This window comes from Streptomyces sp. NPDC001507 (assembly GCF_042894765.1).
In the GTDB taxonomy this organism is placed as follows: domain Bacteria; phylum Actinomycetota; class Actinomycetes; order Streptomycetales; family Streptomycetaceae; genus Streptomyces.
Map to the genome: position 1 here is coordinate 63968 of NZ_JBIAVV010000003.1, position 14246 is coordinate 78213.

Consider the following 14246-nt stretch of genomic DNA (forward strand, 5'->3'; position numbering starts at 1 on the left):
CTCACCGGCATGTCAGGCCGAGAGCTGTTCTGTCAGCCCCGCCGGGTTCGCCGAGGGGCGGCTCTGACGTTGGTGTTCGCAGGGCTGTTGGTGACCGGGGCGGCCACCGGGGCGTTCCCGGACCCCGGGCAGTCGTCCGACCGGAAGACGCCCACCGGGGCCGCACGTCCGGCCGCCGGGCACGAGGACGTGGCGAAGGCCGCCGCCGAGGCGATGGCCGACGGCAAGTCCCCCATGGAGGCCGCGGAACGGGCCGTGAGCCGCAGCGGGGACCGGTGGGCCGCGGTCTACTCCGAGGGCGAGTACCAGGAGTTCGAGGACGCGCTCGACGGCCAGTACACGGGCGTGGGACTGTGGACCCGGCGGACGGCGGACGGGCGGATCGACGTGGCCAAGGTGCAGGCCGGGTCGCCCGCGGCCGCCGCGGGGATCAGGAAGGGCGACCGGCTGCGCAGCATCGACGGCGAGGACGTCGACGGGCGGCCCGTCACCGACGTCGTCTCGTTACTGCGCGGCGACGCCACCGACGCCCGCGCCGGTACGACCGTCACCCTCGGTCTCGAACGCGGCACGCGCGCGTGGAGCGAGACCCTGCGCCGGGCGCTGCTCTCGACGGACTCGGTGACCGTGCGCAAGCCGGCCGCCGGCATCACCGTCATCAAGGTCTCCGCCTTCACCAGGGGCTCCGGGGAGCTGGTGCGCACCGCCGTCCGGCAGACCCCGTCCGACGGCGGGATCGTCCTCGACCTGCGTGGCAACTCCGGCGGCCTGGTCAGCGAGGCCGTCACCGCCGCCTCCGCGTTCCTCGACGGCGGCCTGGTCGCCACCTACGACGTGGACGGCGCCGAGCGCTCCCTGCACGCCGAGCCCGGCGGCGACACCGCGAGACCCCTGGTCGCGCTCGTCGACGGCGGCACGATGAGCGCGGCCGAGATGCTCACCGGCGCCCTCCAGGACCGCGGCCGCGCGGTCGTCCTGGGCTCCCGCACCTTCGGCAAGGGCTCCATCCAGATGCCCACCCGCCTCCCCGACGGCTCGGTCGCCGAGCTCACCGTCGGCCACTACCGCACCCCCTCGGGCCATGCCGTGGACGGCCGGGGCATCACGCCCGACCTGGAGGTGTCCTCCGGGGCGCTGGAGCGGGCGGAGACCGTGCTGAGCGGACTGGGCGACCCCTCGTAGCACCCGCTTAACCGCTTCCCTCGCACCCCCTCCGTAGTGCGAAAATGGAGAGCACTATGGCCAAGGGAATGTACGTACCGAAAGAGTCCCAGCAGAAGCAGCAGGGGACGGCCGCCAAAGCCAGGGACGGCGAGAAGGGCGGCAAGCGCAAGATCGTCGCGCAGAACAAGAAGGCGCGGCACGACTACGCGATCATCGACACCTACGAGGCCGGCCTGGTGCTGTCCGGCACCGAGGTGAAGTCGCTGCGGCAGGGCCGGGCCTCGCTGGTCGACGGCTTCGTGCAGATCGACGGGAACGAGGCGTGGCTGCACAACGCCCACATCCCGGAGTACAGCCAGGGCACCTGGACCAACCACTCGGTGCGCCGCAAGCGAAAGCTGCTGCTGCACCGGGAGGAGATCGACAAGCTGGAGGTCAAGGCCCAGGAGACCGGTCACACGATCGTGCCCCTCGCCCTGTACTTCAAGGACGGCCGGGCCAAGGCGGAGATCGCGCTCGCCCGCGGCAAGAAGGAGTACGACAAGCGGCAGACCCTGCGCGAGCAGCAGGACCGCCGGGAGGCGGGGCGCGCCATCGCGGCGGCGAAGCGGCGCCAGCGGGAGGCCTAGGCCCGCGGGAATGTAGTGGCATCGGCGTGCGTTGGTCACGTACGATGGCACCAACACCGGGGGAAGCCGGTGTGAAGATTGAAAAATCAACATGGGGATGATCGGTTTCGACAGCGGATGTCGAGGCAGGGGAAGCGTGTCGAGAAAGCGGCCATGATCTCGTAAACCACAGGCCGAAAAAAATAATCGCCACTTCCAAGCGCGATTCCTCCCAGCAGGCCTTCGCCCTCGCTGCCTGATCTCAGGTAGCGACAGCGAGCCTCCTATACAGGGAGTGTCAGCCCGGGGCTGTTCCCGACCCGGATCCTGGCATCAGCTAGGGGACTAAACCTTGATCCCGGTCACGGGGTGAAGAGGGAAATCTAACAGTGACTGAGCCCGTCGGCGACTTGTTCGCGTGATCGCCGGGGCTGAGAAAATCACAGCGAACTGCACACGGAGAAGCCCTGGTTCCGCACCGTTGGACGCGGGTTCGATTCCCGCCATCTCCACAGTCTCCATGTTGCGAGGGCCCGGTGGTCGCAGACCACCGGGCCCTCGTCGTGTCCGCGAGTCCGCAGAGCGGCCATGCGAAGATCGATCACTGCCGGTCGAAAACCCTGCACGGATATCGCACAGATTTACTAAAGTCTGGTGCGCGCACTGAGCCGAGCTGACCACTCCGCTTCCGCGCGCGTCCATCAGCGACCGGGGGAACGTCGTCGCCATGGGGAGGGGCAGGCGGGTTCGACCGCCGCCGCGGCACACACGTCACCTCTTCGCGCCGGGCCCCCGTCTGCCCTCCTCACGAAAACGGGGTGTCGAACGCGGCCCGCGCCAAGGCCGACGCCAAGGACGCCTACGCCGACGCCCACGACTCGGACGCCGACGCGCAGGACTCCCGGGCGGCGGCGGACCAGGCGGACCAGGCGGCCGACGACGCGGAGACGGCGGCGACCTCGGCCCGTGCCGACGCCGACGCCGCGGCCACCCGTGCCGAGGCGGCGGCCAAGCGGGCCCGTTCCGACGCGGACGACGCCCAGGCCGCCAAGCTCAAGGCGGACGCGGCGGTGCGCACCGCGACCAGCGCGGCGGCGGACGCCATCAAGGCCTCCCAGGCCTCGGCCGACGCGGCCCGTACCGCGGTCAAGCTGGCCGACGAGGCGGAGCAGCACGCGGCCGACTCGAAGAAGCAGGCCGACGCCGCCCAGGCCGAGGCCGCCCAGGCGGTCGCGGCCGCGGCCGACGCGGTCGGTCACGCGTACACGACCGCGCAGGCGGCCGAGGACGCCGGAGCCTCCGCGCAGCAGGTCGCCGCACCCGCCAACGACGCGATCCAGCTCGGCTCGCCCTACGTGGACACCGACTCCGCGGCGGGACTCGCCGTCCTGACGGGCCAGTCGTCGAAGACGATCGCCCAGCAGCAGCAGGCCGTCGCCGAGGCGCACGCCGCCAACGCGCAGAAGAACGCCGCACAGGCGCAGAGCCTCGCCGACGCGGCCACCGGCGACGCGAAGGCCGCGTACACGATCGCCGCCGAGGCGGCCGGTCACGCTGCGGACGCTCGCAAGTCCTCGAAGGAGGCGCTGGGTTACGCGTCCGAGGCGGCGCAGTACGCGGCGGACGCGCAGAAGTCACTGGCGCGCACCATCGAGTACGACCAGCAGGCCACCGCCGACGCGGCGGCCGCCGACACGGCGGCGGGCAACGCGGAGGGCTATGCCAAGGACGCCCGGGCCTCCGCCGACCAGGCGGCCCTGGACGCGGACGCGGCCCGTACGGCCGCCGCCGAGGCCGAGCAGTCCGCGAAGGACGCCCGCGCCGCGGCCGACCGTGCCGACGCCGAGGCCACCGCGGCCGAGGAGGCGGCCAAGGACGCCCAGAAGTACGCCGACTCGGCCCAGCAGGCGGCCGACCAGGCGGCAGCCGCCGACGCGAACAAGCAGGTGCAAACCGGCGCCGGCACCGGAACCGGGATCGGCGGCGTGTTCTCCGTCATCGACGACATCAAGCAGAACGGAGACCCGGAGCAACTCCCCAACGAGTGCCACGGCCTGGACTGCAACACGCTGGTGTACAAGGTGCACTTCGACGCGGTGGTCAGCTACTACCTGTGCGACAACCCGGACGTGCCCGCCACGGAGGCCGGCTGCCCCGCCGAGGACACGGTCTTCCTCAAGACGCAGACCTTCAAGGGCCTGACCAAGACGGTCAAGGTCTCCGCGTGGGACGTGACCAAGGACGTCTGGAAGGGCATCTACGACTCGATCATCGGTGACTTCACCGGCTGCTACCACAAGATCAACGGTGACGGCGGCGGCAGCTACGGCGACTGCGCCTGGGCCGCCACCTGGCTCCCGATCGGCGGCCCGATCGCGAAGATCACCGAGGCGATCCGCGCCGTGGACGCGGCCATGCGTACCGGAGAAGGGGTCCGCGATGCATTGAAGGCCTTGAAGGCACTGGACGTCGACGCCCAGACGCTGGCCGACATCGAGCGGTCCGTCGATGTGTACGAGGAGGCGCGGACGGCATGCAAGGTCAACAGCTTCCCCGGCACCACCGAGGTCGTCCTGGCCGACGGCAGCCGCAAGGCACTGCGTGACGTGCGCAGGGGTGACCTGGTGCTGGCCGCCGACCCGAGGACCGGTCGCGCGCAGGGCGAGCCGGTCACGCGTACCTTCCACCACACCGCCGTCGACCTGGTCGACGTCACTCTGGCGGACGGTGGGCGCCTCACCAGCACACCCGGACACCGGTTCTTCGTCACCGGCCGGGGCTGGACCCTGGCCTCCGACCTGCGGGACGGAGACGGTCTGCGGAGCCCGGACGGAACCGTCCGCACCGTGGCCGCGTTGCTCGACCGGCACGAGACGACACCTCGGACGGTGTACGACCTGACGGTGTCCGGCCTGCACACCTTCTACGCGCTGGCGGGCGGTGACCCGGTTCTGGTCCACAACTGCAACGATCTCATCGTCGACGATGGGCAGTTCCCTGGGCTCGCGCACGTCCTCGACGATCACGTGGACCCGACGGAGGCGGAGGCGTTCGCGCTGGCCGCTTCGAAGGGTAAGCCGAACGGCGTGTTCGCCGATTTGCAGACGGCACAGCAGGTCGTGGATTACGCGATCGCCGACAAGGCCGGCGAGATCACCAAGTGGCTTCGCGACAAGAAAAAGCAGGAGAAGGTGTGGGAAGGCACCTTCGGAGCGAAGAACTCGCTCGGCTGGGTGGCCGAGACGGACGGGAGGACGATCAGCAAGGCGAGCAACCGGTACAGGATCATGCTCAAGCGGGCGCCGGGCCACAAGCGCGGCTATTACGTGTACACGGCTTTCCCGTTGCCGTAAGGGAGATGAGAACCAGTGCAGCGCTTCACTGAGTCCGATTTTGGTGTTTCATGGCTCATGTCCATGTTCCACTATGACTGGACGCACAATGGCGACACCGGCGCCGAAGCGGTCCGGTACCACCTCGTACCGGAATTGGATCCCGAAGAGGTCCTGTCTCTCCGCCGCGATGCCCGGCTCCTGCTGGAGCACCTCGGCTCGGACATGATCGAGACGCTGTGGCAGGCCGGGACGTATCCCGCAGGAGGGTTCTCCGACCCTCGCCGCGGCTTCACCACGGGCGCCGAGTGGATGAAGACGATCATCGGCCTGTGTGATGACTGGCTGGCCGGCAGGCAGAACGTCAGCCCGCTCACCGGTGCCGACGCGGAGGATGGCACGCAGCTGGCGGACGCGGTACTCGCCGAGATCGACCAGGCGCGGTTCCTGCCGGACAGGGTCAGGCAGGCGCTGGCGGAGTGCGCCCGGCGATGCACTCCCGACCTCGCTCTCCGGCTCCTGCTGAGAGCGATCCCACAGAGCGTCAGAGGATTCGATCTGCCACTGACTCCGGAGCGGTACGCGAGACTGGAGGAACTCGGTTCGGCGCTGCACTACGGCGAGTTCGTGGTGTCCGAGGTCCGCCATCTGACGACCGGCGACTGACCGAGCACCCCTGGGGTCGGGGACAGGAACTGGGGCGACACACGCACCACGCCAGTCCCCGACCGTCGCGCGCCCGCGGAGTCCCGGAAATGCCGGACGGCACTGTGCGAGACCGGGGCGGGATTCATGCCAAGCGGCGCTGAGCCCACCGGCATCATCTGTCATGCGGGCGGGCGAAGGAGCGTCGTCTTCCTCCGCCCCGCCGCTCCGACACCCCGCGAGGAACTCATGGAAGAACCACGGGAAGCACGTTTCTGGAGATTCGAGGAGGACTTCGGGATCAGCCTGCTGATCGCGCGGCTCGGGACGGCCCTCACGCCGGTGGTGCCGGACGGGGACGCCGACGACGCCCGCGCCCTGCGGGACGATGCCCGTCTGCTGCTGGACTCGGGCCTTCCGGCCGAGACCCTGAGGACGGTATGGCGTGCCGCGGCGGCAGGCCAGGACCCGGGGCCGGACGTCCTCGGCCTGCTCCGCCGGATCGTGGAGGCGGCCGAGGACCGGATCACCAGGGAAGCCGCCGGTCTCTCTTCGGACGACACGTTCTTCGACGGCACACCGCCCCTGGTCACGGTGGACGAACCGGCGATGAGAAAAGCCGTGTGCGCCGAGGCGAGAGCCGTGTCGCACCGGCTGACGGGCCCGGACGTCGGGGCCGCGCTGGAACGCGTGGCCGCCGAAGCGGACGCCGACCTCGGTTTCCGGCTGTTCCTGCGCGTGGTGAAGGAGACCCCGGTCGACGTCACCATGGAGCGGTACGACCGGTACCGGACGATCGGTGAGGCGTTCGGCTACCCGGGGTGCCTGGTGCACGACGGGCTCGATGTGCACTGGCCCCGCTTCGACGACGTCTCGCTGCGGCGGCGCTTCGACTGTGACTTCGGGTTCTCGCTCCTCGCCGGAGGATTCTACGGCGATCTGTGGCAGCACTCCCACACGGTCGACGAGGGCATTCGCGGCGCGGTCTTCGACTACGCGGGTCTGGTGCCGGGTTCCTCGGCGTACGCGCTGCTGGAGGACACGGTGCGACTGTCCCGGTCGCCGATGTCCGACGATGCTCTCACCGCGCTCTGGCAAGTGGCGACGGCCTATGGCCACACCCTGCAGACCGAGGGCGCCGGACCGCGCCAGTGGCTCCATCGGATCGCGGCGGTCTGTGTCGAACGCCTGCGGGAGATCGACCCCGGGTTCGCCGTCGGCGCACCCTCGCCGGGCGACTCGGCGGAGCGGGACGCGGTCCTGCGGGAACTGCGGGAGACCGCCCCCGCGCTGACCCGCGCGGTGCACGACAGCCCCTGGTACGGCGCCACCACGAGCCCCTGGTTCGAACGCTCCGGCACGGTGGTTCCCGCGCTCGAGCGTGTCGTCGAGCAGGTCGATCCCGATCTCGGCTTCCGTCTGCTGCTCAGATGCGTCAGGGCCTACGACGTGCCGGTCACCGACGAGCAGTACGCCCACTGGACGGCACTCGGCGACCGGTTCGGCTACGGCCGAGAGCACGTCGCCGACCTGGCCGATCCGCAGGCGGAGCGATGACCCTTTCGACGCGTTTCAGTGACTTCGATTTCGGTGTCTCGTGGGTGATGAGCTTCTTCCACCAGGACTGGACCTACGACGGGCCGACAGCCGCCGACGTCGTCGCGAAACACCTCGGCGTGGACGTCGACGACGAGGTGTTGGCGGTTCGCCGCGACGCCCAACTGCTTGCCGAACACCTTCCGTCGGAGACCATCGAGGTGCTGTGGACGGCCGGCGCGCAGTACATGCCGAGCTTCGAGGGGACCGGGACCACTGGATCCGAGTGGACGCGCAGGGTCGTCGGCCTGTGCGACGCCAGGCTGTCCGCGAAGACGGACGTACGTCCCCTCACCGGGGCCGACACGGAGGACGGTCTCGCCCACCGGGACGCCGTCGTCGCCGAGATCGAGCGGGTGGAGTTCCTGCCCGCCGAGGTCCGCGCGGCGCTCGTCGACTGCGCGCACCGCTGCACTCCGGACCTGGCGCTGCGGGTCCTGCTGAGAGCCATCGTGAACACGCCGTACAACTCGTTGTCTCCGGATCAGTACGCACGGCTGGAGGCCATCGGATCGGCCCTCCACTACGGCGAGTACGTGGTGGACGCCGTCAAGTTCATGGTCGACCAGGGCTAGTCGGCGGATCCCGGGCCGTCAGGGCGCCTCGCGCGGTGCCGTGCTCGCCCGTTCCGTCAGCCGGGGTGTCAGCAGTGTCGCATCCGGCACCTCCGGGTCCCCGTCCAGCTTCCGCATCAGCAACTCCGCGGCGCGTTCGCCGAGTTCCGCAGCCGGGAGAGCCACCGAGGTCACGGGGACGCGCAGGCCCGCCGCCAGTTCGTCCGGGCAGATCGCGGTGATGGACAGGTCGGTGGGGACGCGGAGGCCGAGTTGCTCGAAGGCGTCGATCAGCGGCTCCAGGATCGCCTCGTTGTGGACGACGACCCCCGTCAACGCAGGCTGCTCGCGGAGCAGTTGCTCGGCGACACGGCGGGCCGCCGACGGCGTCGCCTCGCACGGGTGGACGGAGGACGCCATGCCGTTGCGGTGGGCGGCGGCCGTGAAGCCCTGGACGACCCGCTGGGCGAACGCCGTCTCCCGGACGTACACCTCGGGAGGCGAGCCGACCAGGGCGACAACCCGGTGACCCAGCCCCGCCAGCCGCTCCACGCACAGCTCGCCGGCCGCCTTGAAGTCCAGGTCGACGCAGGTCAGGCCGGCCGCGTCAAAGGGAAAGCCGATCAGTACCGACGGCCGTTCCAGAGTGCGCAGGAGTGGCAGCCGGGGGTCGTGGAGCTGGACGTCCATCACGATCAGGGCGTCGACCAGAGCCGTGTCGGCGACCCGGTGCAGGCCCTCCTCGCCCTCCTCCTGGGTCAGGAGCAGCACGTCGTGGTCGTACCGGCGGGCCGTGGTCACCACCGACACCGCGAACTGCATGACCACCGGGACATGGATGCCCGTGCGCAGCGGGATGACCAGGGCGAGGACGTTGGCGCGGCTGCTGGCGAGGTGGCGGGCGCCGGCGTGCGGGCGGTAGCCCAGTTCGCGGATGGACGCCTCGACACGGCGCCGGGTCTCGTCCGAGATCGGGCGCTTGCCGCTGAGCGCGTAGGACACGGTGCTGGGGGAGACCCCGGCGTGCCGGGCCACGTCGGTGATCTTCACCATCAGCCCAGCTCCAGGGAGAGGAACCCGGTGCCGGCCGGGGCATGCGCCGTCCGCTCCCCGGCAGCCAGGTTCCAGGGCGCCGCCGGGGCGCTGCAGGAGGCCCGCAGGGTGTCGCCTTCGCGTACGACGGTGAAGGTGGTGTCGCCGACCGGGACCGTGACCCGGGCACCGCGGCCGAGGCCGAAGGCCCTAAGGGTCACCCCGTCGGCGTGGTCGTAGTCGGGGCGGTCGGTCACCGCGCCGACCGGGATCACCGCGCCGGGACGGACCAGGAGCGGGACGCTGAGGAAGTCGTGGTGCTCGCGGACCCAGCCGGGGCCGGTGACCGTGCGGCCGGTCAGGAGGTGGGTCCAGGTGCCTCGCGGACAGTAATATGTCACATACCCCTCGTCGTCGAAGACCGGCGCCACCAGCAGATCCGCCCCCACCATGTACTGCCGCTCAAGATGCGCACACCCCGGATCGTCCGGGAACTCCAGCACCATCGCCCGCATCACCGGCACCCCCTCCGCCGAGGCGGTGCGCGCGGCCTCGTACAGGTAGGGCATCAGGCTCAGCTTCAGCCGCGTGAAGTGCCGCAGCACGTCCACCGACTCCTCGTCGAACAGCCACGGCACCCGGTACGACGACGAGCCGTGCAGCCTGCTGTGCGAGGACAGCAGCCCGAAGGCCAGCCACCGCTTGAACAGCGCCGGTGTCGGGGTGCCCTCGAAGCCGCCGATGTCGTGGCTCCAGAAGCCGAAGCCGGACAGGCCCAGCGAGAGCCCGCCGCGCAGCGACTCGGCCATCGACTCGTAGGTCGCCTCGCAGTCGCCGCCCCAGTGCACCGGGAACTTCTGGCTGCCGGCCGTCGCCGACCGCGCGAAGACGACCGCCTCCCCCTCCCCGCGGTGCTTGCGGAGCACCTCGAAGACGGTCCGGTTGTAGAGGTGGGTGTAGTAGTTGTGCATCCGCTCGGGGTCCGAGCCGTCGGACCAGGCCACGTCCACCGGGACGCGTTCCCCGAAGTCGGTCTTGAAGCAGTCGACGCCCTGGGCGAGCAGGGCCTCCAGCTTGCCCGCGTACCAGTCACGCGCCGCCGGGGACGTGAAGTCCACCAGCGCCATCCCCGGCTGCCACAGGTCCCACTGCCACACGCTCCCGTCCGGTCGCCGCAGCAGGTGTCCCAGCTCCTTCCCCTCGGCGAACAGCGGCGAGCGCTGCGCGATGTACGGGTTGATCCACACGCACACCCGAAGCCCGCGCTCGTGCAGCCGCCCCAGCATCCCTTCCGGATCCGGGAAGACCCGCGGGTCCCACCGGAAGTCGCACCAGTTGAACTCCCGCATCCAGAAGCAGTCGAAGTGGAAGACGGACAGGGGGAGTTCGCGCTCCCGCATACCCTCGATGAAGGACGTCACCGTCTTCTCGTCGTACGACGTCGTGAAGGACGTCGACAGCCACAACCCGAAGGACCAGGCGGGCGGCAGTGCCGGGCGGCCGGTCAGGGCCGTGTACGTGCGCAGGATGTCCTTCGGGGTCGGGCCGTGGATGACGTAGTACGTCAACTGCTGCGACTCGACGCTGAACTGGACCCGGGACACCGCCTCCGAGCCGACCTCGAACGACACCTTTCCCGGGTGGTCGACGAAGACGCCGTAGCCCGCGTCCGTGAGGTAGAAGGGAACGTTCTTGTAGGCCTGTTCGGTGGCGGTGCCGCCGTCGGCGTTCCAGATGTCGACGACCTGGCCGTTCTTGACCAGCGGGCCGAAGCGCTCGCCGAGGCCGTAGACCGAGGTGCCGACCCCCAGGTTCAGCTGCTCGCGCAGGTAGTGGGCGCCCGTGGCGGTGTCCCGCATGATGCCCATGCCCTTGGGGCCGCTGGAGGTGAGGGTGTGGCCGCCGGCGCGGAAGTCCAGCCGCCAGGGGGCCGTACGGCTCAGCCGCAGCGTCAGCGAGCCGGAGGTCAGGGTCGCGTACTCGTCGTCGTACGACACCTGGGAGGCGAAGTCGGCCTTGCCGAGCTCGAACTGCGGGCCGCGTGGCCGCTCGCCCTCGAAGTGGGTGAAGGTGACGCCGATGACGTCGGGCATCGGGGTGTGCGCGCTGATCGTCAGGACCGGTCCCCTCAGCAGGTCGCCGCGGTGGCGGATGGGCTGGGTCGGCGCGTGGATCTCCAGGGCGCCGTCCGTGGCGGTGACGTCGAAGACCTCGACCGGGTGGGCCGCGGTGACGCCCTCGCGCAGCAGCCAGTAGCCGTCGGTGAACTTCACGCACGTACCTCCTATTTGACCGCCCCCACGGCGATCCCACGGGTGAGCGTCCGCTGGAAGACGAGGAAGAAGACGATGGCCGGGAGCACGCCGAGCAGGGCGGCCGCGTTGGTCATGGTGGCGTCCATCAGGCGCTGGCCCTGGAGGACGCCGAGGGCGACGGACACCGTCTGGTTGTCGTTGGAGATCAGCATGACGAGCGGCAGCAGGAACTCGTTCCAGGTCCAGATGAAGAAGAAGACCAGGAGCACGCCCAGGGTCGGGCGGCTGACGGGTACGACGATCCGGATGAGGATCTGCCACTTGTTCGCGCCGTCGATCCGGGCCGCCTCGACGATCTCGCGCGGGAACTGCCCGAGGACGGCGGAGAGCAGATACGTCCCGAACGCCGACTGGATCACCGTGAACACGATGATCACGCTGAGCCGGGTGTCGTAGAGGCCCGCCTGCTTGCTCAGGTAGTAGAGCGGGTAGACCAGCGCCTCCTGCGGCAGCAGGTTGGCGAGGACGAAGAAGGCCAGCACCCAGGTGCGGCCCCTGATCCGGCCGATGCCGATCGCGTAGGCGTTGAGGACGGAGAGGCCGGTGGCGAGCAGGGCGACCGAGCCGCTGATGAGGACGGAGTTGACCAGCTTCCGGGTGTAGTCGACGCGCTGCCAGAAGTCCTTCAGGCCGTCGAGGTAGAGGCCGTGGGGGAGGCTCAGCGGGCCGTTCTGCGCGTACTCCGCGGGGGACTTGACCGCGTTGACCGCCACGATCACGAACGGGACGACCATGAAGAGGGCGGCGAGGCAGAGGGCGAGGAGGACCGGGTAGCGGCGCAGGGCGGTCATGCGGCGTCCCCGTCCTCCGCGCGGCCCTGCAGCTTCAGGCCGAGCACGGCCAGGGCCAGGATGATCACGGTGAGGACGGTGGAGATCGCCGAGCCGTAGCCGACCTGGGTCTTCTCGAAGAACGTGGTGAAGGAGAAGTAGGAGGGCACGTCGGTGGCGCCGCCAGGGCCGCCCTTGGTCAGGACGTACACCGCGCCGAAGACCTTGAGCGCGGCGATCGTGCACCAGGTCAGGACGACGTACACCTCGGGGCGGATCTGCGGGAGGGTGACGTGCCGGAAGCGGCGCCACCAGCCGGCGCCGTCCAGCTCGGCCGCCTCGTACAGCTGGGGGTCGACGCGGCCGAGTCCGGCCATGAAGACGACCAGCGGGAAGCCGATCTGCACCCAGACCAGCACACCCATCACGGTGTAGAGGGCGAGGTCGGGGTCGCCGAGCCAGTCCTGCTGCCAGGAGCCGAGCCCGACGGCCTTGAGCAGGGCGTTGAGGGAGCCGTCGGCGGGGGCCAGGATCCAGCTCCAGACGATGCCGGCGACCGCGACCGGCAGCACCTGCGGGAGGTAGAAGCAGGCGCGGAGCACCGCCGCGATCCGGGTGCCGAAGTGCTTGCCGACGTAGTCGAACAGGGCGGCGGCCAGGAGGAGTCCGAGCGCGGTCGGGACCGCGGCCATCGCCACGACCATGAAGAGGCTGTGCCGGAAGGACGCCCAGAACTCGGAGTCGTGCAGCAGCTCACGGTAGTTGGCGAGCCCGGACCAGTGCGGGCTGCCCACGCCCTGCCAGTCGGTGAAGCTCACGCCCGTGTTCATCAGGAACGGGACGATCACGACCGCCAGGAAGGCGAGGGCGCCGGGGAGGAGGAAGGGGGCGTACGAGTCCCGGCGCACCACCCTCACTTGGTGCCCTTGTCGTACGCCGTCTGGAGGTTGCTCAGGTAGGCGTCCGGTTTCTCGCTGCCGGTGATCAGCTTCTGGGTCTCGGAGACGAGGGTGTCGTAGAAGCCGGCGACCGGCCAGTCGGGGTAGAAGGCGAGGCCGTCGCGCTTGCTGACGGTGTTGAAATTCGCGATGAGCTGCTTGGACTTGGGGTCGGTGACGGCGCTGGCGTCCGCCGCGACCGGGACTCCGCCCTTGTTGCCGAGCAGATTCTGGATCTTCTTCGACATGGTGATGTCGATGAAGTCGTAGGCCAGGTCCTTGTTCTGGGAGTTCTTCGGTACGACCCAGAGGTTGCCGCCGGAGCCGAGGGTGAGGTCCGAGCCGGGCCACAGGAAGCTGCCCCAGCCGAACTTGGCCTCCGACTGGAAGCGGCCGTACCACCAGCTCCCGGAGAACAGGATCGGCGACTTCCCCTGGATGAAGGAGACCCCGGCCTGTTCGGCGGTCGTACCCGACGACGTCTTCGCGAGGTAGCCCTTCTTCACCCAGTCGGCGAAGGTGGTCGCCGCGTACGTCCAGGCCCGGTCGTGGAAGTCGACCTTGCCCTTGTACAGCTCGTAGGCGTCGACCCACGAGCGGTCGGCCTTCGAGAGCGCCAGCTGGTAGAGGTACTGCTGGGCCATGTACTCCGAGCCCGAGTCGGCGAGCGGAGTGATGCCCTTCGTGACGAACGTGTCCATCGCCGCCGTCAGGTCGTCGAACGTCTTCGGCTCGGCGATCCCGTACTTCTCGAACAGGTCCTTGTTGTAATAGACCATGGTGTACTCGGCATAGTTGGGCACTCCGTACCACTTGCCCGAGCCCATCACGCCGTCGGCGTCGTACCGGCTGGTGGTGCGCACGCCCGCGCTGAGCTTCTTGTCCCAGCCGCGCTTGGCCGCCTCGGCGGTCAGATCGGTGAGCAGACCCTGCTTGGAGAGCAGGCCGGCCGTCGCGTTGCCCTTGTTGTACTCCATGATGTCGGGGGCGTCGGAGGAGTTCAGGACCATCTGCGCGGTCTTCTGGATCTGCTCGAAGCTCTTCTCCTCGTACTTCACCTTCACGCCCGGATGGGTCGCCTCGAACTCCTTGATCGCCTCGTTCCAGGCGATGCCCATCGCGCTGGTGGGACCCTCGTAGTGCCAGAGCCTGAGCGTCTTCCCGTCGGACGTGCTGCCGCCCGAGCCGCCGCAGGAGGTGAGGAGCAGCGATCCGGCGAGGATCGCCGCCGCGGTCGTGGTCCGCCTTCGTGCCGTCAACATCCAATGCCTCCGGGGGAGTCGGATGGATGG

10 protein-coding genes, 1 other RNA gene and 1 pseudogene are annotated in these 14246 nt (G+C 69.6%); 7 read left to right on the forward strand and 5 right to left on the reverse strand.

From position 1 onward, the window contains the following. The first annotated feature begins 9 nt into the window (after positions 1 to 9). From ACFY0K_RS10620 to ACFY0K_RS10650, 7 genes and pseudogenes are all read left to right on the forward strand, one after another. On the forward strand, positions 10 to 1182 hold the full coding sequence (locus ACFY0K_RS10620; protein WP_390639516.1) for a S41 family peptidase: 1173 nt from the start codon (positions 10 to 12) through the stop codon (positions 1180 to 1182). Between the two features lie 68 nt (positions 1183 to 1250). Then, on the forward strand, positions 1251 to 1793 hold the full coding sequence (gene smpB / locus ACFY0K_RS10625; protein ID WP_132890680.1) for an SsrA-binding protein SmpB: 543 nt from the start codon (positions 1251 to 1253) through the stop codon (positions 1791 to 1793). A gap of 93 nt (positions 1794 to 1886) precedes the next feature. Beyond that, positions 1887 to 2287, forward strand: a transfer-messenger RNA (tmRNA) gene (gene ssrA, locus ACFY0K_RS10630). Between the two features lie 306 nt (positions 2288 to 2593). After that, positions 2594 to 5125, forward strand: a pseudogene (locus ACFY0K_RS10635) (RNase A-like domain-containing protein); the annotation flags it as partial. A 63-nt stretch (positions 5126 to 5188) separates the two neighbouring features. Then, on the forward strand, positions 5189 to 5770 hold the full coding sequence (locus tag ACFY0K_RS10640; protein ID WP_390639517.1) for a hypothetical protein: 582 nt from the start codon (positions 5189 to 5191) through the stop codon (positions 5768 to 5770). A 228-nt stretch (positions 5771 to 5998) separates the two neighbouring features. After that, on the forward strand, positions 5999 to 7306 hold the full coding sequence (locus tag ACFY0K_RS10645) for a hypothetical protein (protein ID WP_390639518.1): 1308 nt from the start codon (positions 5999 to 6001) through the stop codon (positions 7304 to 7306). After that, entirely contained in the window at positions 7303 to 7920 is a 618-nt protein-coding gene (locus ACFY0K_RS10650) for a hypothetical protein (protein WP_390639519.1), read from the forward strand. The genes ACFY0K_RS10645 and ACFY0K_RS10650 overlap by 4 nt, the downstream gene beginning before the upstream one ends. Before the next feature lie 18 nt (positions 7921 to 7938). On the opposite strand, the gene ACFY0K_RS10655 is transcribed toward ACFY0K_RS10650, so the two are convergent. From ACFY0K_RS10655 to ACFY0K_RS10675, 5 genes are read right to left on the reverse strand one after another with little or no spacing between them, the layout of a single operon-like run. Further along, positions 7939 to 8952: a LacI family DNA-binding transcriptional regulator gene (locus ACFY0K_RS10655; protein ID WP_390639520.1), complete on the reverse strand. Its 1014-nt coding sequence runs from the start codon at positions 8950 to 8952 to the stop codon at positions 7939 to 7941. Continuing rightward, the gene (gene yicI, locus ACFY0K_RS10660) at positions 8952 to 11204 is read right to left on the reverse strand and encodes an alpha-xylosidase (RefSeq protein WP_390639521.1); all 2253 of its coding nucleotides are present in this window, start codon (positions 11202 to 11204) and stop codon (positions 8952 to 8954) included. The genes ACFY0K_RS10655 and yicI overlap by 1 nt, the downstream gene beginning before the upstream one ends. An 11-nt stretch (positions 11205 to 11215) precedes the next feature. After that, a complete protein-coding gene (locus ACFY0K_RS10665; protein ID WP_390639522.1) occupies positions 11216 to 12037 on the reverse strand; it encodes a carbohydrate ABC transporter permease in 822 nt (273 codons plus the stop codon). Next, positions 12034 to 12933: a carbohydrate ABC transporter permease gene (locus tag ACFY0K_RS10670; RefSeq protein ID WP_390639523.1), complete on the reverse strand. Its 900-nt coding sequence runs from the start codon at positions 12931 to 12933 to the stop codon at positions 12034 to 12036. The genes ACFY0K_RS10665 and ACFY0K_RS10670 overlap by 4 nt, the downstream gene beginning before the upstream one ends. Continuing rightward, on the reverse strand, positions 12930 to 14216 hold the full coding sequence (locus tag ACFY0K_RS10675) for an ABC transporter substrate-binding protein (protein WP_390639524.1): 1287 nt from the start codon (positions 14214 to 14216) through the stop codon (positions 12930 to 12932). Before ACFY0K_RS10675 ends, ACFY0K_RS10670 begins: the two co-directional genes overlap by 4 nt. Positions 14217 to 14246: the final 30 nt, after the last annotated feature.